Here is a 25,341-nt window from a genome sequence, read left to right on the forward strand (position 1 = left end):
AATCCAGTAATAGGATGATACGGGCGTGGTCTGATCACGACCTCGCCGGTCGACCGGCCGATGCAGACACATTCGCACGGTAACGAGATCCTACCAGGACTCTCATCCTCACAACCTGATGCCGACCTACAAAGATGCTGTATAGCAGTACTTGGCATGGTCCTCACATCTATCCCGTGGCTTATCGCGTTCATGGCAGATACGAGTAGCACATGACTCAAGAAGCTGGCTGGACAGCCGATGCGGCAGAAATTTTCGCCATCCACTGCCTCGAGTGGGTGGTGTCTAACGAGGGTTCGTCAGTGGCTTCTTGCATTAATGCACTCGAACCCACTCTTAGCCATCTAAGGCCAATCATCCAAGAAAGTCGATGGGATCTATTGCCTTACAGATCAATCGCTCAGCTGCATGACGCTAAGTCAATTCTCTTGGACTGCTTTATAGCAAGCACTGAAATCTATGGCGACTACGTCAACCCGTCCGTCTTAGACTTACTCCTCAGAGAGAGTTCTGAGGCAGACCTTGAGTGGTGGAATGATCAACGAACTTGGTTCCGCCAACTCGAACTGCGAGTCACTGGCGTTGGGATTCGAAGACTCCAAACGATCAAACGACGCCGAACTGACGCTCCTCGGAAACAAAGCTCAATTTCAGGTGCTTTGATCGACTGGCTAACGTCGAAGCCTTCCGTCAGCGAGACCGCTCAGCCTAGGGCTGAATACGCCCAGTGGACGGATATAGATTTGTTCTGGGAGTCACCTCATTGCTATTACGAAGGAATCGCCGTCAGCCGGGAAGATGCAGTCGAAGCGGCAAGGATCCTCGAGAGACGCGGCACTCTTGCCCTCCAGGAGGATCGCATAGCCCTCATCAAGAAAGGAACAGTCATCTTTTCAGGATATGCGGAAAAGGTCATACAAATCAATAATATGCATCAGGGTACTATCAATACCTGAGTTCACAGACATAACTCCCATCCACCTCAGATGCGCCCAGACGCGAGAAGCATGCGACGGCGCCATCGCTGCAATAATCGCTCGGCATTTACACATCTCTCACATGCTTAGGAGAATTAGATGGTAGATCCGTTGACGTTGGCGATCGCCGCAGCGGCGGCAGGCAAGGCGGTTGAACTGACCGGCCAGCCCGCAAGGGACGGAATCATCGCTTTCAGCAACAAGGTACGTGCCCGGCTGCGCAAACGGCCTGACGACGTAGAAGCGCTCGACAAGGCGATCACTACTCCCGACGACAACACAAACGTAGTCCAACTAGCTGAGGTACTACACCGAACGATGGAGGAGGATGCCGTCTTCGCCGGCGAACTCGAGGCCGCACTGCAGCACGCAATGCGCGATGACTCGGATTTCCGAGCGGAAATCTACACCCGCCTCCGGCGGGCGCAGGTTGAGTCGACGGCAGGGCATCAGAATGTGACACTGGTCTTCAATGGAACAGCCGAAAAGTACACTCAGATCGGGAACATGTACGGCGGCAATTTGACCGTTAACTAACGACATCCGGACGGCTGTGCAATTCCCATTAAGCGCAGGTCGACCGGACGGGCAGAGGAGGCCGAGACGTCGCCCAGTGGCCTCATGAGGCCAATCCCCTTGGCCAGTCGCATCAGGAGGTTTCGGAGGATCTGGCGCTCTTCGAGACCGCGCAGATCGAGGGCGTTGCAAACGCGCAGGATTCCCCTCACCAGGTGGGGGCTTCCCCCGAGCGCTTTACGACGGGCGTAGATCTGGTCGAAGGCCGCCTCGCCCAAGACGTTCAAGGCTGCGTAGGGGTCGGAATCTCGGGCGGAGTGGACGAGTTGGGCCCGCCACCACATACGTCCGAACACGTGCCGCGTGAAGTCGGTGCCAAGAACGCGGTCTCCCGGCGGATTCGGATACCTCCAGTAGGCGACGTCCGGCAGCAGCACGAGGGCGAGAAAAGCCCAGACGTCCCCGTATGCGGCCTCGGCCGGAACGACATCCATGTCCGAGTGCAGAACCCTGGCGAGACGGAGGTCGGAACGCCCGCCATCGCTGTGCGCGTCGCCGACCATTTCGCCGCTGATCAGTACTGCAGAGTAGCTCGCTGATCAGTACTGCAGAGTAGCTGCCCAGCGCATCGTCAAGCGCAGCAGGTCATCCGCCCATCATCTTGCCATCCGAGAACGCAATGCCCCCGCCGGAGGGGCCAGGTAAGAGGTCTGCCTCGTTATCGTCGACCTCGATCAAGTCGACGTGGCCGACGAGTTTCCGGTCTGGTCATCGAACAGGCGCCCGCGATACGCTCCATCATGGTCACGAGATGCTCGCAGGTGCTGACCGTCGGGAACCTCGACAACGAACCGCTTTTTCGCCATCAGAGGCCACCGCTCCGTAAGCCTCCGACGCTTATTCCACCTCGTCAGACGAGAGCTTCGGCTTCCTGCCGCCAGCGTAGTAGTACGGCCTCAGGGCCCGGGAACGTGAAGGATGCCGAAGTCGCTCGAGTGCCTTGCTCTCGATCTGTCGAATCCGCTCCCGAGTCACCCCGTAGACCTTACCGATCTCGTCGAGGGTCTTGGGATTGTCGTCGACGAGACCGAAGCGCATCGAGATGACACCGGCCTCGCGTTCAGTCAAGGTGTCGAGCACGGCGCGGATCTGCTCCTGCAGGAATCCGAAGGTGACCTCCTGTTCGGGATCCTGGCGCGGATCATCGATGTCCAGTACGTCGGCGAGGGTGGCTTCACCGTCACCGATCTTCATATCGAGAGAGAGTAGGTCGGGCGGCCCGAGTCGGAGGCACTCCATGACCGCCTCCTCCTCTAGTTCGCAGGTTCGGGCGAGTGAAGCCAGCGAGGGGGTCTGCCCGTCGTAGGTGAGCAGCGCGCGTTGTTTCCAGACCATGCGCTGCCGTTCGACCATGTGAACAGGCAGACGGATGAGGCGTGCTTCTTTGGCTATCCCCCGGGTGATGCTCTGGCGCACCCACCACATCGCGTAGGTCGAGAACTTATTGCCTTGGGAGGGGTCGAACAGCTCCACGGCTCGAATGAGCCCGACCGCTCCGTGCTGGACGATGTCCTCATAGGTCATCCCCGTCTGCGGGTACTTCTGCGCGACGGAGTGCAGCAGACGCTGGTTGTGGAGGCAGAGACACTCGGCAGCTTCGCGCGCCTCACCGGTGAGCTTGGCGAAGTCTCCCTGCTCCAGCGGACGGTTCGCCTCGCCTCGGATGAGGAACGCCAGCCCCACCTCCTGCTGGGCGTTCAGCAGAATCCTGGCGCGATCCGCGACCAAGCGGTCAGCGGCAATTCGACGGCGTGCGGCCGCGATGGCCATCTCAGTCTCAGAACGCCCGATGAGCCGCGGCTCCCCACGAGGTTTCTCCTCCGTGAACTCCGGACCTTCTTCGTCGATCTCCACCTTGGTGGGGTCGGTGCTCTCACCACCAGGTGTATCGACGCCCGGTGGCGTTGCGACCAACTTGACCATCACAGGAGCCGGCTCCGGTACCAGATCCTCTTCGATGGTGATGCCCGCCTTGATGAGCAGACGCTCGACCTCCGGACGGACTGTATCGGAGGACATCTGTAGCGTTCCGAGTACTCGCTCGAGCCGAGTGCGCCGGAGGGTCTTACCACGTACGAAGGGCCGGAGCCGCATCAGGACGCGGGACAGATATTCGAGATCCACAATACTGTCTCTCCCCCTAGAGCTTCCCGTGGCCAACGGTATCGGGCAGGATTGACCTGACCCTCAGGTAACGGAGTAGAGCTTTGCGGATGGTACCGACAGAACTCGGGGCGGAGGAGATCACTTCCTCTGAGCGGAGGGTCTTCGAGGCCCTCTCGAGGAGCAGCCTCGCCGGCACCGCATTGCATTCGCTCAACCTCCCGGACCACGAATACAAGCTCACCGCCGAGCTCGACTTCGTACTAGTACTGGACGTCCTCATCCTGGCCGTCGAGGTGAAGGGCGGGCAGGTCTCCTGCCGCGACGGGATCTGGACCTATCGTGACCGCGCCGGACACCATCGGACCTCCCGTGAAGGACCGTTCAAGCAGGTGCAGACGGGTATGTTCGCTCTGCGTGACCGCCTCCGGCAACGTCACGGTCAGCCCATCGACGACGTCGCCTTCGGCTTTCTGGTCATCACACCCGACGTCGATCTAGCCGGCAGCTTCGAGTGGGACGACGAGACCTACTGCGGTCGTGGCCCCTTCAACCGGAATCTCACCAAGGCCGTCGAACGAGCGTGCGCCTACTGGAAGGCCAAGCAGCCCGCCGCCAACCCGATACCCAAGCAGCTTCAGACGACGTTGCTCCGAGACCTTCGTCCCTCGTTCGACCGTTCGCCGCTGCTCGATGCCCGCGCCAGCGAGCTGGAACGCACCATCGTTCGCCTGACCGAGGAACAATACGAGCGTCTGGATCTCATCAGCGAGGAGCCTCGCGTCATCTGTCATGGCGGGGCAGGGACGGGCAAGACTTTTCTTGCCGCGGAGGTCGCCCGTCGGCAAAGCCTGCTGTGCCGCCGAGTGCTGTTCTGCTGCCGGAGCGAAGTACTCGCCGGATTCGTCCGCAACCGCCTTGCCGGGACGAACGTGGACGTCATGGCCGTCTCCAAGCTGAAGGCCATCAAGCCATATGACGTGCTCGTCATCGACGAGGCTCAGGATCTGATGACCTTCGACATCCTGACCAAGCTGGATGACGCCGTCCGTGGTGGGTTGTCGGATGGTCGCTGGGTGATGTTCCTCGACCAGAACCGTCAGGCACACCTCTACGGCGACTACGATCACAACGCGCTCCAGTACGTGGAGTCCTTTCGGCCCGTACGCCCGAACCTGAAGTTCAACTGTCGCAACACTCGGGAGATCGCCTTCCAGACGCGCGCCTACACAGGCGCGGATACCGGCGTGGCCACCGCTGGGGCCGGGCCAGAGGTGTCCTTCGCTCCCGTCGACGATCGTGCGTCCGAGACGGCAGCCCTGGATGCACGCCTTCGAGCTCTTCGCGAGCACGAGGTACCGCCCGAGCACATCACCATCGTCTCCCTTCGGGGGGACTGGGAGAACTCGGCAGCGAGGGACCTGCGGGACGCCCGCAAAGGTCGGATCGCCAAGCTGACTCCCTCGCTGGCCACGACCTGGCCGGGTACCTCGATGACCTGGGCTTCGGCGGTGGACTTCAAAGGGCTGGAAAACCGCTTCGTCTGCGTCATCGACATCGATTCGGTCGAGTCGGAGACAGAACTCAATCTGCTCTACGTGGCTCTCAGCCGCCCGCGCGCCGGACTTTGGATTGCCGTCACACCGCTGGTGTCGGGTCAGCTCCGCGCACTGTTCAAGGAGCACCACGTCGGTGCCATGGATGCCTATCAGAAGGCGAAGTTATGAGTTCGCTGGCACAGACCCGTCAAGACTTCGTCGACTACGTGCGTCGGCAACTGGTCGGACCGTTCGACGGCCCGGCGGAGATCATCTTCGACCCGCCGAACAGGCGTTATTTGATGGGCATCCTGTTCCCGCGCCAGGTCTCCTTCGCCGGCTACATCGAAGCGGAGGGCGAGGAAGCCGACGAGGCGGGCACCGACACCGGCGACGAAAGCCAGTTCAGCGACGATCCGGTGTCAGCAGCCAACGACTTCCTGCCAGCATCCCAGGGGCTGTCGTTCTTCACCACCGCACCCCGTATGACCGTCCGGGCACACGGGGCCGAATACAAGACGCTCTCGGGGGCTGCCGCCGAAGCGGCCCTATCCGATGTCGAAGTCAAAGCAGGGCCGACTGAGAGGCTCGAGGACGACGAACCCAAGAAGAAGTCGCGAGGCTCACGGAAGATCTGGCGTCGCCACGAGCTGCAGGAAGCGACTGTCACCATTGCCCCCGAGGACGACAAGCCACACTCCATCTGGGATGGCAAGGCTGAGATCCACGTCCGCTGGCGGAGCTACCCGCATGGCTCTCTGGTGACCGTCACGCTCGTGAATGCACGTGAGGCCGATGACGAGCATCCCGAGCGCCATTGGGACGAGATGTTACTCCAGGTCGACTTCGACATCACTGTGCCGGACGGCTCTGAGGTGCTGGAGTATCCGAACGTCGCCATGGCGTCCCACGACCCCGAGGAGGACGAGCTGCGGCTCGTCCATCGGGCTGCCCGCGTGTTCGCGATCGGACACGGATGTTCCCCTGAATGGGTCGAGCACGACGGCACTGTGACGACGGTTCGTTCCGAAGTCATGCCGTCCCACGTTGTGCCCAGAGTCAGCGCCGAGGGCGACGCCTGCCAGGCGCTCGACGTGGCGTGGTTGGCCGACGAGTCGGTGCCTACCGCGACGCTGGTCGCTGAACTCAACTCCTTCATCGATCCCTACGAACACTGGATCAAAGGTGTGGAGGTGAAGGCCGCCACGCTCGACTCTCGCTACACGGCGGCCGCTGAGTCGGTCATCACGCGATTGAAGCGTGCGCTTGCCCGCATGCGGGACGGGGCACAGGTCTTCGTCGACCATCCGGATCGCGTCAAGCTCCTGACCGCCTTCCGCTTGGCTAACCAGGCGATGCTGATCCAGATGCATCACAGCAAAACGGGGTATGCCGGGAGCCGCCGTCCCCGAGCGGCTGCCCCGGACATGCCGGACGCCTATGCTCCCGGCGCGGCCTGGCGACCGTTCCAGCTGGGCTTCTTCCTGACGACCCTACGCGGCCTGGTCGCCGAGGTGCATGACGACCGCGACGTTGTTGATCTGATCTGGTTTCCGACAGGTGGTGGAAAGACCGAGGCGTACCTGCTCGTCGCCGCCTTCGAGATCTTTCGCCGCAGACTCGTGCTCGGTGAAGCGGGCCTGGGTACCGCAGTGATCAGCCGCTACACGTTGTCTCTGCTGACCGCCGACCAGTTCAAGCGTACCGCTTCAACGACCGCGGCCTGCGAGTACCTCCGCCGTAGGCGGCCCGGTGAGCTCGGGGACGAACCGATCTCCGTCGGGCTTTGGGTCGGGGAGGCGACTTCGCCCAATAATTACGTCAACGCACGTGAGCAGTTCGACGAACTACGCGATGCCGGCGAAACCGATGACCGATTCCTCCTGGATCGGTGCCCTTGGTGCGGCACCGAGATCGTCCCGCGAGACCACCAGGACGACGACTCGCTTTACGGCATCATCGCGACCGACCAGTCGTTCGCCTTCAACTGTCCATCGACAAAGTGTGAGTTCAACGAGATACTTCCGGTTCACGTCGTCGACTGCGCACTTTATAATTCTCCGCCGACCTTTCTTCTCGGCACCGTCGACAAGTTCGCTCAGCTTGCTTGGGTGCCCGACTCGGGGTCCCTCTTCGGCAACATGGTGGATCGACGCCCTCCGTCCCTGATCATCCAGGACGAGCTGCACCTGCTGACCGGCCCGCTCGGCACGACGGTCGGGCTGTACGAATCTGCGATCAACCTCCTGTGCGAGTCGAACGGTCGCCCGCCGAAGATCATCTCGTCAACCGCCACCATTCGCCGTGCCTCGGCGCAGATCATGGGGCTGTTCGGTCGTCCCGTCGACCTGTTCCCGCCGACCGGAGTCGATGCTGACGACTCCTATTTCGCCCGCGTTGACAGAAACTCACCGGGACGGCTCTACGTGGGCCTCATGGCCCAAGGGCACACCTCCGACACCGCAGTGGTGCACACCGGAGCCGCACTGCTCCAGGCGCCGGTGGATCTAAACCTCACCGGTGATGCCCAGGATGCCTACTGGACGGTCGTGGCGTATCACAGCTCGCTGCGGGAGCTCGGTCGTACGGTCACGATCGCCCGGGACGACATTCATGCCCGACTGGGGAGTCTCGTGGTTGACCGTCCCCGTAGGGATTACGACGTCGAAGAACTGTCATCCACAGTCCCGCGCGCATTGCAACCGCGTCTGTTGGAGCGACTGAATCTACCGGTGACGAGTAGTTCGGTGATCGATTTTCTTGCCTCCACCAACATGCTGTCGGTCGGTGTCGACGTGCCGCGGCTTGGCCTGATGCTGGTCAACGGACAGCCGAAAGCGACCGCGGAGTACATCCAAGCCACCAGTCGCGTGGGGCGTGCGAAGGCACCGGGTCTGGTGTTCGGCCTGTTCCGTTCGACCAAGCCTCGGGATCGGTCGCACTACGAGAACTTCCGGGCGTATCACTCGGCGCTGTATCGTCACGTCGAGCCGACCAGTGTCACGCCGTTCTCGCCGCCGTCGCGCGATCGGGCGCTGCATGCTGCGCTGGTCATCCTGGCGCGTCACCGACTGGGTATGCAGTCCGACGGTAGCGCCGGCCAGATCCTCACTCGTCGTGCTGAGGTCGAAACACTGGCCGAGAAGTTGGTCGACGTTGTTGTCCGTGTCGAACCCCGCGAGAAGAACGGAGCGCAGACGTATTTGGCACGGTTCATCGAGGACTGGGTCGGTCTCGCCAAGCAGGCGGACGCACAGAGTAAGTTGCTCTACTACCGCCCCAACGGCAAGGGGCAGTTCAATCTAATTCGGCAGTACCACGCCAAGGCGACAGGCTGGGAGACCCTCGGTTCGATGCGCAACGTCGATCTGGAATCGTTCGTCGAGGTAGCACGCAGCGGCGGTTCGACGGGGGGCGATGCGTGATGCAGCGCAAAATACGTCAGTCGCAGACCATCGTGCCGTTCGGGATAGGGGCCATCTTCGACTTCAAGGGCGAGTCCCTCGTCGCCTGCGACACCTTCCGCTGGGGACCACGCGGGGAGCGCATCCAGAGTGAACGATTGGCTGCGGTCCTTGGGGTAAGGGAGTTCCGGGCAGCCCCCGCAGTCGCCAGCAATGCTTGGGCGGCCCCATCGTCCGGCGTGCCGTATTCGCGCTTCCCGAGCTGGCTGTTCTGTCAAAGCTGTCGCCTAATGATCCGCTGGAGCCGGGGACGAGAGCAGGCGGACAAGGCACCCACCTGCGGCAATTGCCCCGGACGTAAGCAGCTGGTGCCGATGCGTTGGATACAGATCTGCCCCAACGGCCACATGGACGACATCGACTGGAAGCGGTGGGCGCACTCGCGCAACGCCGATCCCGAGGCCCGCCAGTGTCAGAGGGAGAACCTCTTCTTCGAAACGGTGTCAGGCAAGGGCGCCGGCGGTCTCGACACCCTGCAGGTCCGCTGCGGAAGCTGTCAGAGCCGGCGTAATCTAATGGGCATCACCTCCAAAGGCTCACTCAAGTCCATCGGGGTTGGTTGCTTTGGACGGCAGCCCTGGCAGCGATGGGACGAGCGCGTTGAATGCGAGGAGATTCCCCTGGCGGTCCAGCGTGGTGCAAGCAATGTCTACTTCCCGCTGGTGCACTCCTCGATCGAGGTTCCCAACCCATCGCGGGCGGATAGCAGCAGTGAGAAGGCGCTGGCGATCAAGGCTGACTCGATGTTCCTTGCCTTGATGGGGATGAACGATGACGCCCCGATCTACGATCAGATGATCGAGATGATCGGCGACGCCCACGATGCTTCGGCCGATTACGTCGCTGCGCTTGTTCGGGATGAGAAGCAGCGTGAGGCAGGAAGGGCGACTGCGGTCGAGGCGACTCCCGGCGATCTCCTCAGTGAGGAATGGGCAGCATTCCTGACTGAGATGGATAACGAGGATGATCCCTACTTTCGTACCCGCCACGTCGACCTTGTGACCGGATCGCCCACTTCCGTCACGTCGGCACTCTCCGATCGTGTCGACAAGGTGGTGCTCGCTGATCGACTCCGCGAGGTTCGTGCCTTGGAAGGCTTTCACCGGGTCACTCCAGCGGGGAGTGGCAAGTTGGTGCCGGTGGCGCTCCACCACAAGTCGTCGGTCAACTGGCTACCCGCAATCGATGTACGCGGCGAGGGCATTTTTCTGTCCCTCGACGAGGGACGTCTTTCGGTTTGGGAAAACAATGACGCCGTCCGTAAGCGGGTCGCTCAATTGGAACGACGACTCAATGATTCGTTCATGGCATCACGCCTGCGCGAGCGCACCGGACCGGTGCTCTCACCTCGGTACGTGCTCCTGCACACCTTCGCGCACTTGCTGATCCGGCGCTTGGCCTTCGAGTCCGGCTACGCCGCCACTTCCCTACGTGAACGCATTTACGCCCGCAGCAGTCTCGATGTCACCGGGGTCTCTCGGCAGGCGGGTGTCTTGATCTACACCGCAGCCGGCGACTCCGAAGGGACGCTCGGTGGCCTGGTACGACAGGGCGAGCCACCACAGCTTCAGGGCACGATGCTCGAATCGTTCCAAGACGCCATGTGGTGTTCCTCGGACCCTCTATGTAGTGAGACCTTGGCGAATACATTCAATAACCTCAACTTCGCCGCCTGCCACGCTTGCACGCTGGTTGCGGAAACCAGTTGTGAGAGTGGCAACTACCTCTTAGACCGTGTGCTGGTGATCGGCAACGGCACAGTGCCAGGGTACTTCCAAGACGTGCTCGACGCAGCGGTGGAAGCAGCGGGCGAAGGAGTCAGGGGGCTTTAACATGCGCCTGCCAGCCTTCGAGGAACTCTCGAAAGAGCAAGACCTTGTCTACAACCTCAACCTCGACGGGAACTACCTCGTCACCGGTCCGCCCGGCACGGGCAAGTCAGTAATGGCACTGTACCGGGCACAGGTGCTGTCCTTCGACGACCGCGAACCGGCTGTGCTCATGTACAACAACGTGCTCCGGCAGTACACCGAGCAGGCAGCCGAACAGATCAAGGTTGGCAGTTTCGTCACGACCTACCATAAGTGGCTTTGGAAGTTCTGGCGCGAGCGCTATCGTGAATCGATCCCCACGCTGGCGAGCAGTTCCTATGACCCGGATTGGGATGCGATTTGGAAGCAGTTCGCGGCCAAGCCGGCCAAGCTGGCCGTACTCCAGGATGTGCTAATCGACGAAGGGCAGGATCTGCCGCTCGACTTCTTTCGTCTGTCTCGCTTCCTGGCGAAGAACATCACCGTCTTCGCTGACGAGAACCAGCAGCTTTGGGATCAGAACACCACCATTGATGAGATCGCCAAGGCCGTGAAGCCCAAGGAGCAGCTGGAGCTCAGACGGAACTATCGGAACACCGCCGAGATCGCGGCGGTGGCGGCCAAGTACTACTCCGGTTCTCCGACGGGCATCCCCGACCCACCGACGCGTCACGGTGAGCAACCAACGCTTAGGCGCTACGCCAGCTCTGAGGAACTGGCAGACTTCATCGCACGCTACGTCAAGGCGCGCACCAACCTAACGATCGGGGTCGCCTGCGCCAGCAAGTGGTTACAGAAGCGGACGATGCGACTCCTTGTGGAACGCGATCTGCCCGTGCCCGTGCAGACCTATATGTCGGGCGACCAGCAACACAGCCAGCTTGACTTCACCATTCCGGCGGTGACTATCGTGAACTTCAAGTCCCTGAAGGGACTCGAGTTCGACACTCTCTTTGTGCCAGAGCTCCAGCGGGTCACCGCTGACCCGACTTCGGCAGCGACACGCATGCTGTTCTACGTGGTGATGTCGCGTGCCCGCGACGAGCTCCATTTGTCCTATAGCGGGCACGGCGGGGTACCTGCGATCTTGGATGATGTGAAGGGTCTGGTGCGCGAATTGTGAGCGGCGACGATCAGCTCCCGCTGGAGGGCCTCGATATCGAGACTCAGGCGTCCGGCGACGGTGCGCACGCACAGTCCGCAGCCGCAGAAGCACAAGGTGCGGCGCTGCCGGTCGAGACCCAGCCCGCAACTCTTGGTGGAGGTGTTGCCTCCATCGAGAGCGAACCAGCAGGTGACAATGCAGATAGGGACGCTCTCGGGCTCGCACATGCACCGGCAGGGAACACAGACGAGGACACCTCGGTGTCTCCATCGATGAAGGAGCAATCAGAGCTTGAACCGGACGCTCCGTCGAGCGACTGCGCAACGCTGCTCAAGGAGTCGTCAGCAGCAGCGCCCACCTCTGAGTCAGCTCCAGGCCTGGAGCCGCCGGCGAACGAGACCGGTACTGCCGTTGAGGATTTGGAAGCGGCACCGTCCGCCTCGATCGAGGTTGTGGCGTCTCGTCCGTCGGCGCTCTACTTCTTGACCAACCGCATGAACCTGAACGGCGTGCTCAGCTCCCGGCTGATCGCTCCGCGCGAATCACACGACAAGTACTACGTCGACCTTTTGGAGCAGGTACCTGGTTGGGTACCGCTGCTCACTCAGCCACCGACACAAGCGCTCATCGAAGCGGTGATGGTGGAGCGCGGCGCCGGTACGCCCGTAGTCATCGAGTTTCCGCTCGATGTCGCGAAGGAGGCGGAGCTTAGGCAACCGGTGACATACGTCCCAGCACTGGCGCTGTCCCAAGCGGTCGCCATCCACTTCCGTAAAGAACGGGATCTGCGCGAGCACCGGGCACGGGGTTACAAGAACATCCACCCGCATGACGAACTGTTGAAGGTAACCCCGGAGCTCTTCGCTGGCGATGTACCTGGCGAGGTGGCGCTGACTGCACCTGCCAGCTCGTGCCAGGTGAATTGGCGCCGGATCGACCGGATTCGCGGCGCAGTCAATGCCGCATTGGCTTCAGTCCAGAGCGGGGAGCAACTCGCTGTCGCTGCTGCCTTCTTCGGCGAGGTGGAGTTCCCCCCAGGCATCGTGCTGCCGGAATGGATCAGTTGGTGCGAGCTAGGAGACCATGGCGAGATTGCCGGACGCGTCGCCCCTGCCCCTGACGTGCCTGACCATGTCGGCTTCCGTGCGGTCTACGAGGTACTCGGTGAGCTGGATACCTCGGATGCCTGGAGCCCGAACGCTGTGCTCGACGGAGTCACCACTCGTGTCCAGGGAGCCGGGCTGACGGCCGATGCGGTCGATGCCCTCATCCGAAATCTTCAGCGAGTGCGGTCGATCGTGAACGTGGAAGCGGACTTCGAGCCCTTCCGACCGACCGCACGGGGACTTGTCAGTGCCAAGGCATTGCTGCTCGTACTGCTCAGGAACGAGCTGGAGGAACTGCTGGCCTGGCCGGAAGAGCAGACTGGAGTCGACGACCTCACGCGAGTTACCGCAGCGGTGCTCGCAGGGCGCCTGCGCGGTGTGGCGCGAGAGACGACATCGCTTCGTCCTCTGGCACTCGACGATCTGACGGCGGCTTGGGCCGTACGAGTGGCCCGCGGGGAGGGCGGTGCACTAGGCGAAGTGCAGTTCTCCGCGACCACTAGTGGCACGTCCCTCGAGCTCGGCGGGGTCGAGTTGTCAGCCCAGGCCGCGCTTCTGCCCGACCCCGTGGCCAGATACCACAAGGTGGCCGACGCCAAGAAGGAGTCACTGCGGGTCGCCGTGTCAAGGGCGGTGGGATGGCCGGTCACGCACCGGATTACGGTTCCAACAGGTGCGACCAAGACAGAGGACGCCGGAGGTTTCACCATCCTCACCGTTGGTGAGGTGCAGCTGACGGTCTCGGTCAATGAGAAAGACTTCTTGTCGAAGCTCGGGACCCTCGACGGAGGCGGCAAGCGCAAGGCGCTGGCAACCCTCGATCTTGAGAATAACCTTCGCCTTGATTGAAGGTGTGCACTGCGAAACCTCCCATAGAAGACTCCTGGTCGTTACCAGCGCTAGCCATCCGCATGGTGAGGAAAGAGCCCCCTTCGCGCGAGCATCATGCGAGCATCGCGGCATGGCCGCGGCCATGTTCGCTCGAAAATTGCTCAGGAGCATCGACACTGACCTGACATAAAAGATGGATAACTCTCAATCCGCGGGTTCGGGGTTCAAGTCCCTGACGGCGCGCCCGTTATGACCTGGGCAAATACAGACGATGTCGCGTTTGCCCATCGGTCTTCATAAGCCCTTTCGTGCCCGTGTTCGCTCCATGTTCGCTCGCCGACGCGAACCGAGCCAGATACGTCACCAATTGAGCGATCAATTGGCCCTCTTACTGGGCGCCCATTCATCCACCTGGCGTCTCTCCTGCCACTTCCCCGCCGAGGCCATCGGCGCCAGACCACGGGCATGGCTGCACAAGGACCCTCCCGTATTTGACTTGACCACCGGACTACCGTCCTCTCAGACTCGGTGAAGCACCGCGCGCAGGCCGGTTGATAGGCGAGGTGTGGTACCGGTGAGCTTCGTCAGAGCGGCCAGGTTTCTGTACCACAGCTCACGGACGGCGGATGTCGGCCTGCTCAGCAGCGTAGACATACGCTGCTCGAGGTAGGTGATGTCACCAGACTTACGGGCGCGTATGGTGCGGCGACTGCCGGGGAAGTCGGTCGCTGGCAGTAGGCGATCGGTGGGGATCCAGGTAAGTCGTTCGTCAGTCATGGCTGCGTTGACCGAGAAGTAGCAGCCTAGGTCGGCGGCGCGTTGGATCTGATCGCGGGTGCCGTTGAACCAGTGCAGGATCGCGCCTGCGTGCGGGCGGTGAGTGAGCGCATCGACGATCTCGCCGGTGCGGCCTGTGCTGTGCAGGGACAGCAGGAGCGGCTGGTTGGCACACTCACTGAGGATGGTGTCGAGTGCTGCCAATAGAGGCGAGCGCGGCGGGCAAGCCCGGGTGAGCACCGTACCCCCACGCGATGGTGGCGTCACTGCGAAGTTCGGCGACAGCAGCTTCGGCCGGGCTACGGGTCATTGCGAAGATCATCGCGCCGTCGAGTGCGTTGACCTGTGGGTCGGTGACCTCGGGGGCGATGTGGGCGTGGCAGTCCAGCGGCGGCAGATCAGATAGTGACACTGGCGAGCTCCTCCAGGCCTCGGTCACAGAGCTTCAGGACCGCGTCGAAGTCGGTGTGCGGCGGCCACAGTCCCGAGGCGATGACACGGTACTCGTCGAAGCCGGCCTCGGTGGCGTAGGCCCAGGCGGCGATGTCGTGCCGACGCATATTCTGAGCTTTTCCAGCGCAACCCCGGTCACCGTGTCGATCAGGTACCGGGTCCGGTCCTGCCGCTGCGCGCCAGCGAAGGCGCTGCGGCGTACCAGGCAGGCGATGCACAGACCGCAATTGAGGTTGGCGTTCCCGCCTGGAAGTCGGCCAGCATTGAGTTTGGCGCAGGATACGGTAGCGGCGGCCAGACCTAGATCGTCGTCCGGTCCGTCCGAGGCGGGAGCCAGCGCCGCGGCGACGAGGTCACCCTTGGTCATGGCAGCGTACGGATTGCTTATGGTCACGCCATCGAACGGCAGAGCATCGAGCAGCCGCTGCAATGTGTAGAAGGTCCAGGGGTGGGTTGAGCGGGTGGTGAGGGATCCGCCGCGAGAGGGTTCCAGCGGACGGTTGATGCTGGTGAAGCCGTTCTCGGGGACCAGGATACGTGTGGCTTTGTGCCCAGAAGCCACGGCGGTGGCCATTGCCATGAACAGCAGGGAACGGCTGCGCGGGGTCGGTTCGCGGCGTGCGGTCAGGGGCCTGAACGCCAGGCGGAGGTAGGTGACGTCGGAGGTTCGGTGCCGCAGTGCATCCTCGATGGTGGTCTGAGCTCTGGACACAGCGGTCGAGGTGTCGCGGTGTCCTAGGAAGAGGGTGGTGGCGGCGTCACCTAGGTGCAGCAGGGCGCCACACAGCGAGTCCAGGCCTCCCGAGACCAGACTGATCGTTTGAACCGGGACGAGGTCGAGGCTCCGCTGGCTGGGAGTGGGCGGCGTGGCGAGGGTGGTGATACGCCAGGTGTCTCCGGTCAGCCAGTGCAGCAGGTCAGCGAGCTGGTTCAGCAGTTCCTCAGTCCAGACGTCGGGGTTCTCGACGTGGATGATGACGTGCAAGTCGCGGCGCATCGCCAGCCGCGGCCGCGACACGGTCCTGTCGGCTAGGTAGGCGCCGCCGACGATCCGCAGAAAGTCTTTTGTTGCTGGTTCAGCCGGGCCAAGCTCGTCCATGGACCAGCTGATGTCCGTGCGAAGGCCGGCTGTGCGTCCCGGCTCGTAGGGCCAGACGTGGAAAGGCTCAAGCCGCTCGAGGACGGCAGGTCGCGCCAGTACCTGACCGGCTGGTTCGGCCACATCGGGGCAAGCCTGCCGGGCCGCTGCGAGGGATGCGATGACGTACTCAGGGGTCAGTTGCTCGCCCAGCTCTTGCACCACGATCGGTCGGTCGGCTCCAGCTCCTTCAACTGCTGAACCGCGGCGCTCCTTGTGGAATCGGAGGGAGAAGCGAGGTCCTCCACGATGCGCATAAGCGTGCCCGTAACCGCGCCTCCGAAGCGAAGTCGCCCAGCAGCGTCGCGGCGACGCTGAGGTACCGTTCAACCTGCTCTGGTGCCTCGTTCAGCGATGGCGGACCGGCCGCCCGTGCCCGGGTCTCCTCGCCTATCCCCTGTGGGAGCTCGCCGCCCTCGCGGGCCCACTGCTCCCACTCTGCAACCAGCGCACGACGGTCGGCGGTCGCCTTCTGACTCAGCAGCCGGAATTCCGACAGGTGACGGACCTCCAGCAAGCAGAGCTTGAGCAGCGTCTTCGGATCCAGCTCCGCGCCGTTGCTGCGGGCAAGGTGCTCGCGGACGGCGAAGGCGTTGAGGAAGCGTTTGATCGCCCGAGGGCTGCGCCACACATCGGCGCTGATTCCTGCAGCGATCTGCGCCGCTATGGCTAGGTGTTCGCCCGACGGGCCATCGGGGCCGTCTACGGTGGCGATGACTTAAGGTGCGCGACCCTCAAGGCGTCGCTGCCGCGCGGTGTCGATGGCCGTGTCCAACGCGTGTGTGTTGAGCTGTCCGGCACCGCTGCACAGCAGCAAGGCTATGTATGCCTCAGCCTGCTCGACCGACAGCATCGGCAAGGAGACCGGAATCTGGATGATTTCTTCGGTGTAAAGCTTGGCGAACCCGCTCCTGCCCGCCCCCTGCAGGTGCATCCCGATCGCTTCGCGGATCAGATCCTCATCAGCAGCGAGCACGAACGACATCCCAGGTACAGCCAGGAAGAGCTTGATGGCCTCAAGTGTCGCCATGATCGTTGCAGGGAGGCAGCGATCCAGGTCGTCGACGAGCACCACCACTTTCTCGATGCCCTCGACCTCGCAGAGCCAGCCTCGGCTGCTGTCCCAGATGCTCAGTCAATCGTGATGTACCACACCCTGGGAGCGGTGCTCGGCGGCGCCCGCGGCGGTTCCGGTGGCCGAGCGGCCGCCCGTGCGCGGCCACGCCCCGGTGGCGGACCTCGCGGACCAGGTTGTCCTGGGGGTGGCGGAGGCGGTGGAGGTCCTGGTGGACGCTCTGGTGGATCGGGGAGTGGAGCGCGCCGCACGGAACCGCCGCAACAGCAGCAGCCGCGCGGGCGGGCCGAACAACCGGCGGGAAGTCGTGGCGGTCGCGGTAGCGGCCGTGACGGCGCCAGGGGCAGGAGCGACGCGGAGCACCGAGAACCGGTCGGCACGCGTGGTCCTGGTGCTCCCGGCCGACCACTGCATCTGCGGAGCACCTATCCGCCCGGGCCTCCGTGGACGGTGAGGCCCGGTCTCGCTTCAGCCGCATGCCGTGCGCCGGGCGGAGCACCTCCGGCGACCGGTGAGCCCCCGCTCCCCGGTCGGAAGCGACTGACGGTTCCGGTAGCCAGCGAGGCTGATGGTCCTTGACGCGTCGCAGAACCGGTGAATCACACCGTCGGCGTGGAGCGCGTCAATCAGGCCCTCACGTGCCGGTCATCGGTACGTCGCGTACAGCCGCGAGAGCTCCGAGGACTTCCGCCACCTCCTCAGCAACGGCTCACGCTCGGCGCCGGACCGTCACTGCCGACGATACGACGGCGCCGCCGCCGCTGTCAGGCGTCTCAGCCCGTACAGGCGTCCGTCGAGCGCCAATCCACTTCTATCGCACCGTCCGTATACGAGTCGGGCTTCCATCCATCTGTTTTACAGAGGAGGAGCAGTGCTTCAGCAGCGTTTCCGATCTTTGAACCGGTCCGTGCTTCGGCGTATCCTATCAGCGCTTTCGGGTCGTCTACGTACATTGCATGGCTGTCCACGATGGACACCCACGTCCGTTCACCTGGCGGACTGTCAGCACGGTCCCCGGCCTGCTCGTCTTCAGGACCGGTAGTCGGTTCCTCTACATTGAGGAGCGGATTGGACCATCCGGACTTCTCGATTAGAGTATCGCCGTAGGAACGAATCAGGCGATGAATGTTAGAGACAACCGGCATGATCCGAGGTGCGTCATCGGGAGTCTCAGTGCAGAGCCTGGCGTGCTCGATGACGGCCGCACACAACTCCTCTGCGACACTTCTGAGATCGGATTCGCTCATCAGTTACCCCTAGGGCGATGCCACTGGTAGTGCCAAGTGTACAATACCTCTCCACGATTATTGGAGATGTCGACGTGAACGTGACAGGCATCTGCCGCACACTCTTCACGGAATCGAGCCGTGGAGTGTTTCGCCACCATCTCCTTTGCTTTCCGGACAGCCGTCTCGCGGTCTTTGTAGATTCCGCCGTCCTCGTTCTTCTTACTGGTAGCTTTAGGTGCCTTATTTTTGCCGACTCCCCAGCGAACACCGTCACAGTCCCCCTTGGTGTTATGGACGAGGACGGGCGCGGTGGTGGTGCCGTTGCTCAGGTGCAGTTCCATGCCCGGCAGGTAGAGGGTGCTGCCGGTGTTGTCGCGGCGGACGAGCCGTTCACCGTCGGCGTCGTAGACGAAGTGGGCGTCGCCCGTGGCGGTGTCTTCGGTTTTGATCAGGTCGCCGGTGGGGTCCCACGTGAGCTTGAGGTCGTTCGTTCCCTCGGTGCGCCGGGTCGTGGTGCTGGCGGCGTCGTAGGTGTAGCCGAAGGTTGTGCGGTCAGTGCAGCGCTGGCGCCTGGCCTGGGCCAGCGGCGGGACGGCGGCGCTGCGCTCCAAGGGGCCGGCTTCGCTGCCGCTGCTGAGCGATGAACAGTTCGCCGTCCTGGAGGCCGAACTGGCCAAGGGGCCGGCCGCACACGGCTGGCCCGACCAGAGATGGACGCTGCCCGTGGATCAAGACCGTGATAGCCCGACGCTTCCACCTCGGCTACAACGTCCAGGGCGTGGCCGCGCTGCTGCGTCGGCACGGCTGGTCCTGCCAGGTCCCGGCGCGCCGCGCGATCGAACGCGACGAGGCCGCGATCGCCGGATGGGTGAGGGAGACCTGGTCGCAGGTGGAAGCACCGCAGCGGCGCTCGGGGCCTGGATCGTCTTCGAGGACGATTCCGGATTCACCGGTGACGCCGCCGACCGCCCGCACCTGGGCACCACGCGGCCGGACCCCGGTGGTGCGCTTGCGCGGCCGGTCCCGCCGCAGGGTGTCGGTCGCCGCGCTGGCCTGCTACAAACCCGGCGAGCAATCCAGGCTGATCTACCGGTTCCGGCGTGATGACCGGGCACCGCCGGGACGCAAGAGCTTCGCCTGGACCGACTACCACGATCTGGTCCAAGCCGCCCACGACCAGCTCGGCGGCCCCATCGTGCTGGTCTGGGACAACCTGAACACCCACCTCACCGCAGGCATGCGCCAGTTCATCGCCCGCCGCGACTGGCCGACGGTCGTCCAACTGCCGACCTACGCACCCGAACTCAACGCCACCGAGGGCCTGTGGTCCCTACTGCGCCGCGGCCCACTGGCCAACGCCCTGTTCACCGACCCCGACCCACCTCATCACCACCCTGCGCCGCGGCTGCGACGCATCCAGTACCGGCCCCACCTCATCGACCGTGCCTCACCAGACCGGCCTCTCCCTCCCACTCAGCACCTCATGACGACATCACACATTCAAACTCAGTACCCCACCGTCCACCAAGTTCGGGGCTTGGCAGCGAGCCCTTCCTGCGCTGCACGTCCACATGAGACCGTAGGTGGAGGCACGGTGCCGCGATCACCCTGAGGGCGGCGATGGTATGAAGGCCGTACTGGTGATGTTGCTCCTCGGGTTTTTTGCGCTCTTTCACCTGCAGGGCTACGACGAGGACACGTTGCCCGTCGGCTCGGTCGAAGCCGGCGACCGACCTTCCCCTGTGCGTTTCTTTGACGGACCGGGCTTCGCCTACCGGATGTCGGCCGGGCAGACCGTCAGTTCCACTTACACGCTGCCACGTTTGAAACAGCGCTGGGTCGATCGGTTCAGCGACCGTTCTTCCTACCTGTACGGCGCCGTGGAATTTCGTGCCGACCGGTCCTGCGCGCCCGACGCCCGGATCGATTGGCGGCTGGACGACGAGCATGGTCGGCTCCCACTGACTCACCGGGTCCGGTTCAACGCCCTCGCCGTGGACCGGACCCCCATGCGGCTGACCGCACGCTTGGACGCGAGCACCCCCTGCACCGGGATGCTGCGACTCCGCAATCCCCTGCTAGCCAATGTCAAGCCCTACAGTGACAGCGAGACCAGGTCAGCGCCCTCGATCGAGACGATCGACCTCAGCCGCTGGGGCGGGCCTTCCGCCTGATGCCTCCGGATACCCTTGAGAGAGGGTGGCCACCGCACCTACTCGCTGCGGTAGACAGGATGAAGGTCCGGACCTTACTGCTTGCCCTTCTACTACGGCGGCAACTATGAGCCCGGATCGGTCGATCCCGGCATCTATCTGTGCGTTCAGCGGGCCAGCGACCACCTCCTCACTCGCTCGCTCAGGGTAGACGAGATCGGTAATCGAAGTTCCACGAGCGGGAGATTGCCTGGTGACGTGGCCGGTTCTCATACCCGCGGCGGTTGGTCGGCTTCTAGAGTTTCGAGATGGCTGACGGAGAGGTCTTGGGGGTTCTGCGGGCTTTGGAGGTGGGGCGGGTTTGTCGGGGGGTGGTTAGGTCCATTGAGCGGTTTGGTGTGTTTGTGGATGTGGGCGGGGTTGTCGGTCTGGTGAGTGTGGCCGAGCTTGCTTGGCGGCGGTTCGGGGATGCGTCTGAGGTCGTTCGGGTTGGTCAGGAGGTCGTGGTCGAGGTCTTGGACGTCGATCTCGACCGTGAGCGCGTGTCGTTGTCGTTGAAGGCGTTGCAGCCCGACCCCTTGGTGGAGGTTGCGCGCAGCCGCCTGGGGGACGTGGTGACCGGGCCGGTGACCAAGGTCGTGCCCTTCGGGGTGTTCGTGGAGGTGGACGACGGGGTCGAGGGGTTGGTCCATGCCTCGGAGTTCGCCGACGGGGTGTTGCCCGGCGAGGGGCGGGAGTTGAGGGTTCGGATCGCGGACATCAATCTTCGGTCGCGTCGTGTCAGGCTCACCTTGGTTTGAGCGGGATCTCCGTGGGTGGCTTCTGGGAGTGATGGACGGATTGGTGGGGTGGGGCTAGATTTAGGCGTGAAAGCTGCTTTCAGTCAGTGAAACGGAAGAAGGAAGCTCGTGTCCGAGCAGAGCCAGGCCGCCTACATCCCGCGCCGCTTCGAGGGCCGTACCGTGCTGGTCACGGGGGCCGGGACGGGGTTCGGGGCCGAGATCGCCGTGCGGGCGGCGCAGGAGGGCGCCCGGGTGGCCGTCCACTACAACAGCTCGGCCGCCGGCGCCGACAGGACGGTCGCGCGGGTCAAGGAGGTCGGCGGCGAGGCGTTCACGACGCAGGCCGACATCACCCGGCACTCCGACATCCAGCGCATGGCGGACGAGGTGTTCACCCGGTTCGGGACGCTCGACGTGCTGGTCAACAACGTGGGGGACGTGGCACGCGACGTCATGTCCTGGCGTGAGGTCACCGAGGAGTCCATCGACCATGTCCTCGCCGTGGACATCAAGGGCACGATGCTGTGCGTGCACGAGTTCGGCGCCCGGATGCTGGACCAGGGCCACGGTTCGATCGTGAACATCGGTTCGACCGTCATCGTCCGGGGCAGCGCGCGGGCTCCGCAGTACGCGGCGGCCAAGTACGGCCTTCTCGGGATCACCAAGTCGTATGCGCAGGCGTTCGCCCCGACCGTGCGGGTCAACACGTTCGCGCCCGGTTTCATCGAGACGGAGGCGACGCTCAGCCGCAAGGACTGGCAGAGCGGCCGCAGGGAGAAGCTGATCTCGCAGACGCCGATGGGACGCATTCCGGGTCCGGCGGAGCTGGCCGGCACGGCGCTCTTCCTCGCCACGGACGACGCTTCGCACATGACCGGCGCCTACCTGAACGCCGACGGCGGCTTCAACATGATCGGTGCTTGAGGGCGCGGTGGGGAGCGTCGACGCGCGGGCGGGCGGGGTTCGGGTGGTCGACGGGCTGGTCTACGGGCAGCCCGCCGGTTTCCGTCCGCTGCGGCTCGATCTCTATCTGCCTTCCGGGGTGGGGGCGCCGCTGGTGGTCTTCGTGCACGGAGGCGGCTGGCTGGGCGGCAGCCGGAAGACGCTGACGCCGGTCTTCCGCGACTGGCGGCCGCATCCGTTCGAGCGGCTGGCGGCGCGGGGGTTCGCGGTGGCGTCGGTCGGCTACCGGTTCAGCGGCGAGGCGCGCTGGCCGGCGCAGCTGGACGACGTCGCCGCCGCGTTCGACCATCTCGTCGAGCGGGCGGAGGAGTTCCGCTACGACGCCGGACGGACCGTGCTGTGGGGCGAGTCGGCGGGCGCGCACCTGGCCGTCATGCTGGGGTTGCGGGAGGCCGCCCGCGTCAGCGGGGTCATCGACTGGTACGGGCCCATGGATCTGGTCGCCATGGGGCGGGAGGACGATCCCGCCCACGCGCTTTCCGATGATGTGCGCGACACCCGGGAGGCGCGGCTGCTGGGGGCGCCGGTGCGGGACGTGCCGGAGCTCGCCCGGGCGGCCAGTCCGATCGCCCACGTCCACGGTGGGGCGCCGCCTTTCCTCATCGCGCACGGCACCGCTGATCGGGCCGTGCCGTTCGAGCAGAGCGCGGCGCTGGCCGCGGCCCTGGCGGCGGCCGGGGCGAGCGTTCGGTTCGAAGCGGTCGAGGGCGCCGATCACTTGTGGCGTGGTGTCGACGATCTGGAGCCGCTGTTCGAGGCGGCGGTGGCGTTCGCGGGTGAGGTGACCGGTCTGGGGTGAGAGGGGCCGGGGCCGCCCCTCCCGAGAAACGTCAGGACGGCGGGCGGGCGAACCGTTGCCGGATCTCGCCGATGCCGGAGATCCGGCTGACCAGCTCGTCGTCCGCGGTCAGGTAGCGCGGTGGGTCCATGCGGTTGCCGACGCCGGCGGGGGTGCCGGTGAAGATCAGGTCGCCGGGGAGCAGCGGGACGATCGCCGAGAGGCGGGCGATCAGCTCCGGTACCGGGAAGATCATGGACTTGGTGCGGTCGTGCTGGACGACCGCGCCGTTGAGGAGTCCGGTGATCTCCAGGTCGTCGGGGTCGTCGAGCTCGTCCGGCGTGACCAGGGCGGGGCCGGTGGGTCCGAAGCCGGGGAAGGACTTGCCGAGGCTGAACTGGGCAGGCTTGCCGCGGAGCTGGGTGACGCGTTCGGAGAGGTCCTGGCCCACGGTCAGGCCCGCGACGGCCTCCCAGGCGCGGTCCTCGCGGACCCGGTGGGCGGGCCGGCCGATGACGGCGACCAGCTCGACCTCCCAGTCGACCTTGCCGTCGGGCAGGTCCACGATGGTGCGCGGGCCGGTGACGCATGTCGGGAATTTGGTGAAGACCAGCGGGTCTTCGGGCGGGGTGAACCCGGCCTCGGCCGCGTGCGGCGGGTAGTTCAGCGCGACCGCGAACACCTGGCGGGGCCTCGGGACGGGCGCCTGGAGCTCGTCCTCGACGACGGGCGTGTCGTATTCGGACGCGGGCAGGGTGGCCGCCCACTCGCGTGCCTCGTCCCAGCGTTCGAGCAGGGCCATCGGGTCAGCGGGAAGCGAACCGCCGGACGCTCGGGCCACGTCCGCGGCCCGGTCGCCGCGGACGATGGCGGCCCTGCCGCTGATGACGCCGAGCCTCACCAGTCCACCTTCTCCGGGACGGGCGTCCCGTGGCCCTCTTCCCAGCCGATGATCGGGGTGCGCAGCACGCCCAGGCGCTCGACCTCGGCCTCGACGACGTCGCCCGGCTTGAGGTAGAGGTCGGGGTCGCCGCTGAACCCGGCCACGCCCTGGACGGTGCCGGTGCTGATCAGGTCGCCGGCGCTGTAGCCCTGCGGGGAGTGGTAGGCGACCAGGTGCGGGATCGACACCGACATCCGGTTGGTGTTGGACTTCTGCCGGACCTGCCCGTTGACGCGCAGCTCCATGTCGAGGTCCTGCGCGTCCGGGATCTCGTCGGCGGTGACGATGTACGGGCCGAGCGGGCAGAACGTGTCGATCGCCTTGCAGAAGGAGAAGACGCCGGACTCCATCTCGCGGCGCTGGATGTCGCGGGCGGTGATGTCGTTGAAGACGACGTAGCCGGCGATGTGGTCGGGGGCGTCGTCCACGCCGAAGAACTTGCCGGGCCTGCCGATGACGACGGCGATCTCCAGCTCGTAGTCCAGCTCGCTGGTGAGGTGCTCGGGGTAGATGACCGGTTCGTCCGGGCCGACGATGGCGTCGACGTTCTGGAAGAACACGATGCCCTTGTGGATCGGGTGCGACCAGTCGACGTTCTTCGACTCGTCCTCGTGCTCGCGGAAGTTGCCCGAGGTGTGGAAGAACTTCTTCGGGACGATCGGCGCGCGCAGCCGGACGCCGTCCAGCGCGAGGCGCTCGCCGGTCTCGGCGACGCGGCCGTCCCGCTCGAAGTACTCGCGGGTGCTCGCGACGTCCAGCGGCAGGATCAGCCGCTCCTCCAGCTCCAGTCTGCCGACGCGCCCGTCGTCGAAGGTCACGAGCTTCATGTGCCTTGCCTTTCCTCGTTGGTTTCCGTTGCCGGGGCGGGCGGCTCCTCGCCCGCGAAGACGCGCAGCTGCAACGCGAGCAGGCCGTAGTAGCCGACCAGCGTGGTCAGCTCGAACAGGGCCCGTTCACCCAGCACCCGTACGGCCTCGGCGTACTCCTCGTCGGTGAGCCGTCCCGCGGCGGTGAGCGTCCTGGCGGTCCGCAGGGTGGCGGCCTCGGCCGGGTCCGGCAGGTCGGGTTCCGTTCCCGAGCGCAGCGCGGCCATCTCGGTTTCGGTCAGGCCGCAGGCCCGTCCGACCGCCTCGTGGGCCTCCCGCTCGAAGGCGCTGCCCCAGTGCGCGGCGACGGCCAGGATGGCCAGCTCCCGCGCCCGGTCGGTCAGGACGCTCGCGTACCGGACGGCGGACCCGACCGCCTGGAGGGCCTGGCCGACGGGCGGGCTGAGCAGCATCGCGTTGAACGGGCCGCGGAGGCGGCCCTCCTCGTCCGTCAGGGGGAAGGCCTGCGGCCCGGCCGCCCGGGGGCCGCCGGTGATGGCCCGGTAGACCTCCGCCTGCGGCTCGTCCAGTTCGCCGGGGAGCAGTCCCGCCAGCCGAACGCCCATGTCACCCTCCCTCGCCCGGGTCTTGGCCCCCACCCTAGCCGCTTGCTTCGCACTGCAAAAGCTGCTTTCACTGTTCAAAAGTCTCTGCGATACTGCTTTCATAGAGT

General features: G+C 64.5%; 24 protein-coding genes. 12 read left to right on the top strand and 12 right to left on the bottom strand.

What is annotated here, in order from left to right; all coding sequences use genetic code 11:
• The first annotated feature begins 212 nt into the window (after positions 1 to 212).
• The gene (locus E1300_RS52285) at positions 213 to 956 is read left to right on the top strand and encodes a hypothetical protein (protein WP_242619020.1); all 744 of its coding nucleotides are present in this window, start codon (positions 213 to 215) and stop codon (positions 954 to 956) included.
• A 120-nt stretch (positions 957 to 1,076) separates the two neighbouring features.
• Positions 1,077 to 1,514, top strand: coding sequence for a hypothetical protein (locus E1300_RS08535; protein ID WP_131756333.1), 438 nt, complete (start codon positions 1,077 to 1,079; stop codon positions 1,512 to 1,514).
• On the opposite strand, the gene E1300_RS08540 is transcribed toward E1300_RS08535, so the two are convergent.
• Together E1300_RS08540 and E1300_RS08545 are read right to left on the bottom strand one after the other, a co-directional pair.
• A complete protein-coding gene (locus E1300_RS08540) occupies positions 1,511 to 2,056 on the bottom strand; it encodes a DUF6339 family protein (protein WP_131756334.1) in 546 nt (181 codons plus the stop codon). The two genes, E1300_RS08535 and E1300_RS08540, sit on opposite strands and share 4 nt — an antisense overlap.
• Positions 2,057 to 2,390: 334 nt before the next feature.
• The gene (locus tag E1300_RS08545; RefSeq protein ID WP_165502741.1) at positions 2,391 to 3,572 is read right to left on the bottom strand and encodes a sigma-70 family RNA polymerase sigma factor; all 1,182 of its coding nucleotides are present in this window, start codon (positions 3,570 to 3,572) and stop codon (positions 2,391 to 2,393) included.
• 194 nt (positions 3,573 to 3,766) lie between these two features.
• Here E1300_RS08545 and E1300_RS08550 point away from each other — a divergent pair, with 194 nt between their 5' ends.
• Genes E1300_RS08550 through E1300_RS08570 form a run of 5 tightly spaced genes read left to right on the top strand, consistent with a single transcriptional unit; the run spans position 3,767 to position 13,529 of the window.
• Positions 3,767 to 5,383 (top strand): nuclease-related domain-containing DEAD/DEAH box helicase, encoded by a 1,617-nt coding sequence (locus E1300_RS08550; protein WP_131756336.1) that lies wholly within the window; start codon positions 3,767 to 3,769, stop codon positions 5,381 to 5,383.
• Positions 5,380 to 8,619 carry a helicase-related protein gene (locus tag E1300_RS08555; RefSeq protein ID WP_131756337.1) on the top strand — a complete coding sequence of 1,080 codons (3,240 nt, stop codon included), beginning with the start codon at positions 5,380 to 5,382 and terminating at the stop codon, positions 8,617 to 8,619. The genes E1300_RS08550 and E1300_RS08555 overlap by 4 nt, the downstream gene beginning before the upstream one ends.
• A complete protein-coding gene (gene drmB / locus E1300_RS08560) occupies positions 8,619 to 10,490 on the top strand; it encodes an MrfA Zn-binding domain-containing protein (RefSeq protein WP_242619024.1) in 1,872 nt (623 codons plus the stop codon). The genes E1300_RS08555 and drmB overlap by 1 nt, the downstream gene beginning before the upstream one ends.
• Position 10,491: 1 nt before the next feature.
• Entirely contained in the window at positions 10,492 to 11,592 is a 1,101-nt protein-coding gene (locus E1300_RS08565) for a 3'-5' exonuclease (protein WP_131756339.1), read from the top strand.
• Entirely contained in the window at positions 11,589 to 13,529 is a 1,941-nt protein-coding gene (locus E1300_RS08570) for a hypothetical protein (RefSeq protein WP_131756340.1), read from the top strand. Before E1300_RS08565 ends, E1300_RS08570 begins: the two co-directional genes overlap by 4 nt.
• A gap of 501 nt (positions 13,530 to 14,030) precedes the next feature.
• Here E1300_RS08570 and E1300_RS08575 read toward each other — a convergent pair.
• The 7 genes from E1300_RS08575 to E1300_RS08605 all read right to left on the bottom strand — a co-directional run bounded on the left by E1300_RS08575 (position 14,031) and on the right by E1300_RS08605 (position 18,794).
• Positions 14,031 to 14,492, bottom strand: coding sequence for a TatD family hydrolase (locus E1300_RS08575; RefSeq protein ID WP_165502742.1), 462 nt, complete (start codon positions 14,490 to 14,492; stop codon positions 14,031 to 14,033).
• Positions 14,464 to 14,700 carry a hypothetical protein gene (locus E1300_RS49900; protein WP_165502743.1) on the bottom strand — a complete coding sequence of 79 codons (237 nt, stop codon included), beginning with the start codon at positions 14,698 to 14,700 and terminating at the stop codon, positions 14,464 to 14,466. Before E1300_RS49900 ends, E1300_RS08575 begins: the two co-directional genes overlap by 29 nt.
• A gap of 33 nt (positions 14,701 to 14,733) precedes the next feature.
• A complete protein-coding gene (locus E1300_RS08580) occupies positions 14,734 to 16,044 on the bottom strand; it encodes a queuosine biosynthesis protein queC (protein ID WP_131756342.1) in 1,311 nt (436 codons plus the stop codon).
• 25 nt (positions 16,045 to 16,069) lie between these two features.
• A complete protein-coding gene (locus E1300_RS08585) occupies positions 16,070 to 16,510 on the bottom strand; it encodes a hypothetical protein (protein WP_131756343.1) in 441 nt (146 codons plus the stop codon).
• 87 nt (positions 16,511 to 16,597) lie between these two features.
• Complete coding sequence (locus tag E1300_RS08590) at positions 16,598 to 16,951, bottom strand: P-loop NTPase fold protein (protein WP_165502744.1); 354 nt, start codon at positions 16,949 to 16,951, stop codon at positions 16,598 to 16,600.
• A gap of 776 nt (positions 16,952 to 17,727) precedes the next feature.
• The gene (locus E1300_RS08600; protein ID WP_131756346.1) at positions 17,728 to 18,201 is read right to left on the bottom strand and encodes a hypothetical protein; all 474 of its coding nucleotides are present in this window, start codon (positions 18,199 to 18,201) and stop codon (positions 17,728 to 17,730) included.
• On the bottom strand, positions 18,201 to 18,794 hold the full coding sequence (locus E1300_RS08605) for a hypothetical protein (protein ID WP_131756347.1): 594 nt from the start codon (positions 18,792 to 18,794) through the stop codon (positions 18,201 to 18,203). Before E1300_RS08605 ends, E1300_RS08600 begins: the two co-directional genes overlap by 1 nt.
• A gap of 29 nt (positions 18,795 to 18,823) precedes the next feature.
• Here E1300_RS08605 and E1300_RS51380 point away from each other — a divergent pair, with 29 nt between their 5' ends.
• The 5 genes from E1300_RS51380 to E1300_RS08635 all read left to right on the top strand — a co-directional run bounded on the left by E1300_RS51380 (position 18,824) and on the right by E1300_RS08635 (position 22,880).
• Positions 18,824 to 19,795 carry a winged helix-turn-helix domain-containing protein gene (locus E1300_RS51380; protein WP_442316419.1) on the top strand — a complete coding sequence of 324 codons (972 nt, stop codon included), beginning with the start codon at positions 18,824 to 18,826 and terminating at the stop codon, positions 19,793 to 19,795.
• A 13-nt stretch (positions 19,796 to 19,808) separates the two neighbouring features.
• A complete protein-coding gene (locus E1300_RS08620) occupies positions 19,809 to 20,357 on the top strand; it encodes a hypothetical protein (protein WP_131756348.1) in 549 nt (182 codons plus the stop codon).
• Between the two features lie 287 nt (positions 20,358 to 20,644).
• Positions 20,645 to 21,136, top strand: coding sequence for a S1 RNA-binding domain-containing protein (locus E1300_RS08625; protein ID WP_131756349.1), 492 nt, complete (start codon positions 20,645 to 20,647; stop codon positions 21,134 to 21,136).
• Between the two features lie 108 nt (positions 21,137 to 21,244).
• Complete coding sequence (locus tag E1300_RS08630) at positions 21,245 to 22,042, top strand: SDR family NAD(P)-dependent oxidoreductase (RefSeq protein WP_131756350.1); 798 nt, start codon at positions 21,245 to 21,247, stop codon at positions 22,040 to 22,042.
• Between the two features lie 7 nt (positions 22,043 to 22,049).
• On the top strand, positions 22,050 to 22,880 hold the full coding sequence (locus E1300_RS08635; protein ID WP_207399559.1) for an alpha/beta hydrolase: 831 nt from the start codon (positions 22,050 to 22,052) through the stop codon (positions 22,878 to 22,880).
• Positions 22,881 to 22,911: 31 nt separating this feature from the next.
• Here the strand turns inward: E1300_RS08635 and E1300_RS08640 are convergent, their stop codons facing one another.
• Genes E1300_RS08640 through E1300_RS08650 form a run of 3 tightly spaced genes read right to left on the bottom strand, consistent with a single transcriptional unit; the run spans position 22,912 to position 25,234 of the window.
• Entirely contained in the window at positions 22,912 to 23,760 is an 849-nt protein-coding gene (locus E1300_RS08640; protein WP_131756351.1) for a fumarylacetoacetate hydrolase family protein, read from the bottom strand.
• Positions 23,757 to 24,629 carry a fumarylacetoacetate hydrolase family protein gene (locus E1300_RS08645; RefSeq protein ID WP_131756352.1) on the bottom strand — a complete coding sequence of 291 codons (873 nt, stop codon included), beginning with the start codon at positions 24,627 to 24,629 and terminating at the stop codon, positions 23,757 to 23,759. The genes E1300_RS08640 and E1300_RS08645 overlap by 4 nt, the downstream gene beginning before the upstream one ends.
• Complete coding sequence (locus tag E1300_RS08650) at positions 24,626 to 25,234, bottom strand: carboxymuconolactone decarboxylase family protein (protein ID WP_131756353.1); 609 nt, start codon at positions 25,232 to 25,234, stop codon at positions 24,626 to 24,628. Before E1300_RS08650 ends, E1300_RS08645 begins: the two co-directional genes overlap by 4 nt.
• Positions 25,235 to 25,341: the final 107 nt, after the last annotated feature.

The sequence above is a fragment of the Actinomadura fibrosa genome, from assembly GCF_900659615.1.
GTDB classification, from domain to species: domain Bacteria; phylum Actinomycetota; class Actinomycetes; order Streptosporangiales; family Streptosporangiaceae; genus Spirillospora; species Spirillospora fibrosa.

Coding starts and splice junctions, on each gene's coding strand:
- E1300_RS51380 (WP_442316419.1), top strand. CDS start 18,824: ATGAACAGTTCGCCGTCCTGGAGGCCGAACTGGCCAAGGGGCCGGCCG.
- E1300_RS08550 (WP_131756336.1), top strand. CDS start 3,767: ATGGTACCGACAGAACTCGGGGCGGAGGAGATCACTTCCTCTGAGCGG.
- E1300_RS08535 (WP_131756333.1), top strand. CDS start 1,077: ATGGTAGATCCGTTGACGTTGGCGATCGCCGCAGCGGCGGCAGGCAAG.
- E1300_RS08600 (WP_131756346.1), bottom strand. CDS start 18,201: ATGAGCGAATCCGATCTCAGAAGTGTCGCAGAGGAGTTGTGTGCGGCC.
- E1300_RS08645 (WP_131756352.1), bottom strand. CDS start 24,629: ATGAAGCTCGTGACCTTCGACGACGGGCGCGTCGGCAGACTGGAGCTG.
- E1300_RS08555 (WP_131756337.1), top strand. CDS start 5,380: ATGAGTTCGCTGGCACAGACCCGTCAAGACTTCGTCGACTACGTGCGT.
- E1300_RS08650 (WP_131756353.1), bottom strand. CDS start 25,234: ATGGGCGTTCGGCTGGCGGGACTGCTCCCCGGCGAACTGGACGAGCCG.
- E1300_RS08625 (WP_131756349.1), top strand. CDS start 20,645: ATGGCTGACGGAGAGGTCTTGGGGGTTCTGCGGGCTTTGGAGGTGGGG.
- E1300_RS08545 (WP_165502741.1), bottom strand. CDS start 3,572: ATGTCCTCCGATACAGTCCGTCCGGAGGTCGAGCGTCTGCTCATCAAG.
- E1300_RS08565 (WP_131756339.1), top strand. CDS start 10,492: ATGCGCCTGCCAGCCTTCGAGGAACTCTCGAAAGAGCAAGACCTTGTC.
- drmB (WP_242619024.1), top strand. CDS start 8,619: ATGCAGCGCAAAATACGTCAGTCGCAGACCATCGTGCCGTTCGGGATA.
- E1300_RS08620 (WP_131756348.1), top strand. CDS start 19,809: ATGAAGGCCGTACTGGTGATGTTGCTCCTCGGGTTTTTTGCGCTCTTT.
- E1300_RS08540 (WP_131756334.1), bottom strand. CDS start 2,056: ATGGTCGGCGACGCGCACAGCGATGGCGGGCGTTCCGACCTCCGTCTC.
- E1300_RS52285 (WP_242619020.1), top strand. CDS start 213: ATGACTCAAGAAGCTGGCTGGACAGCCGATGCGGCAGAAATTTTCGCC.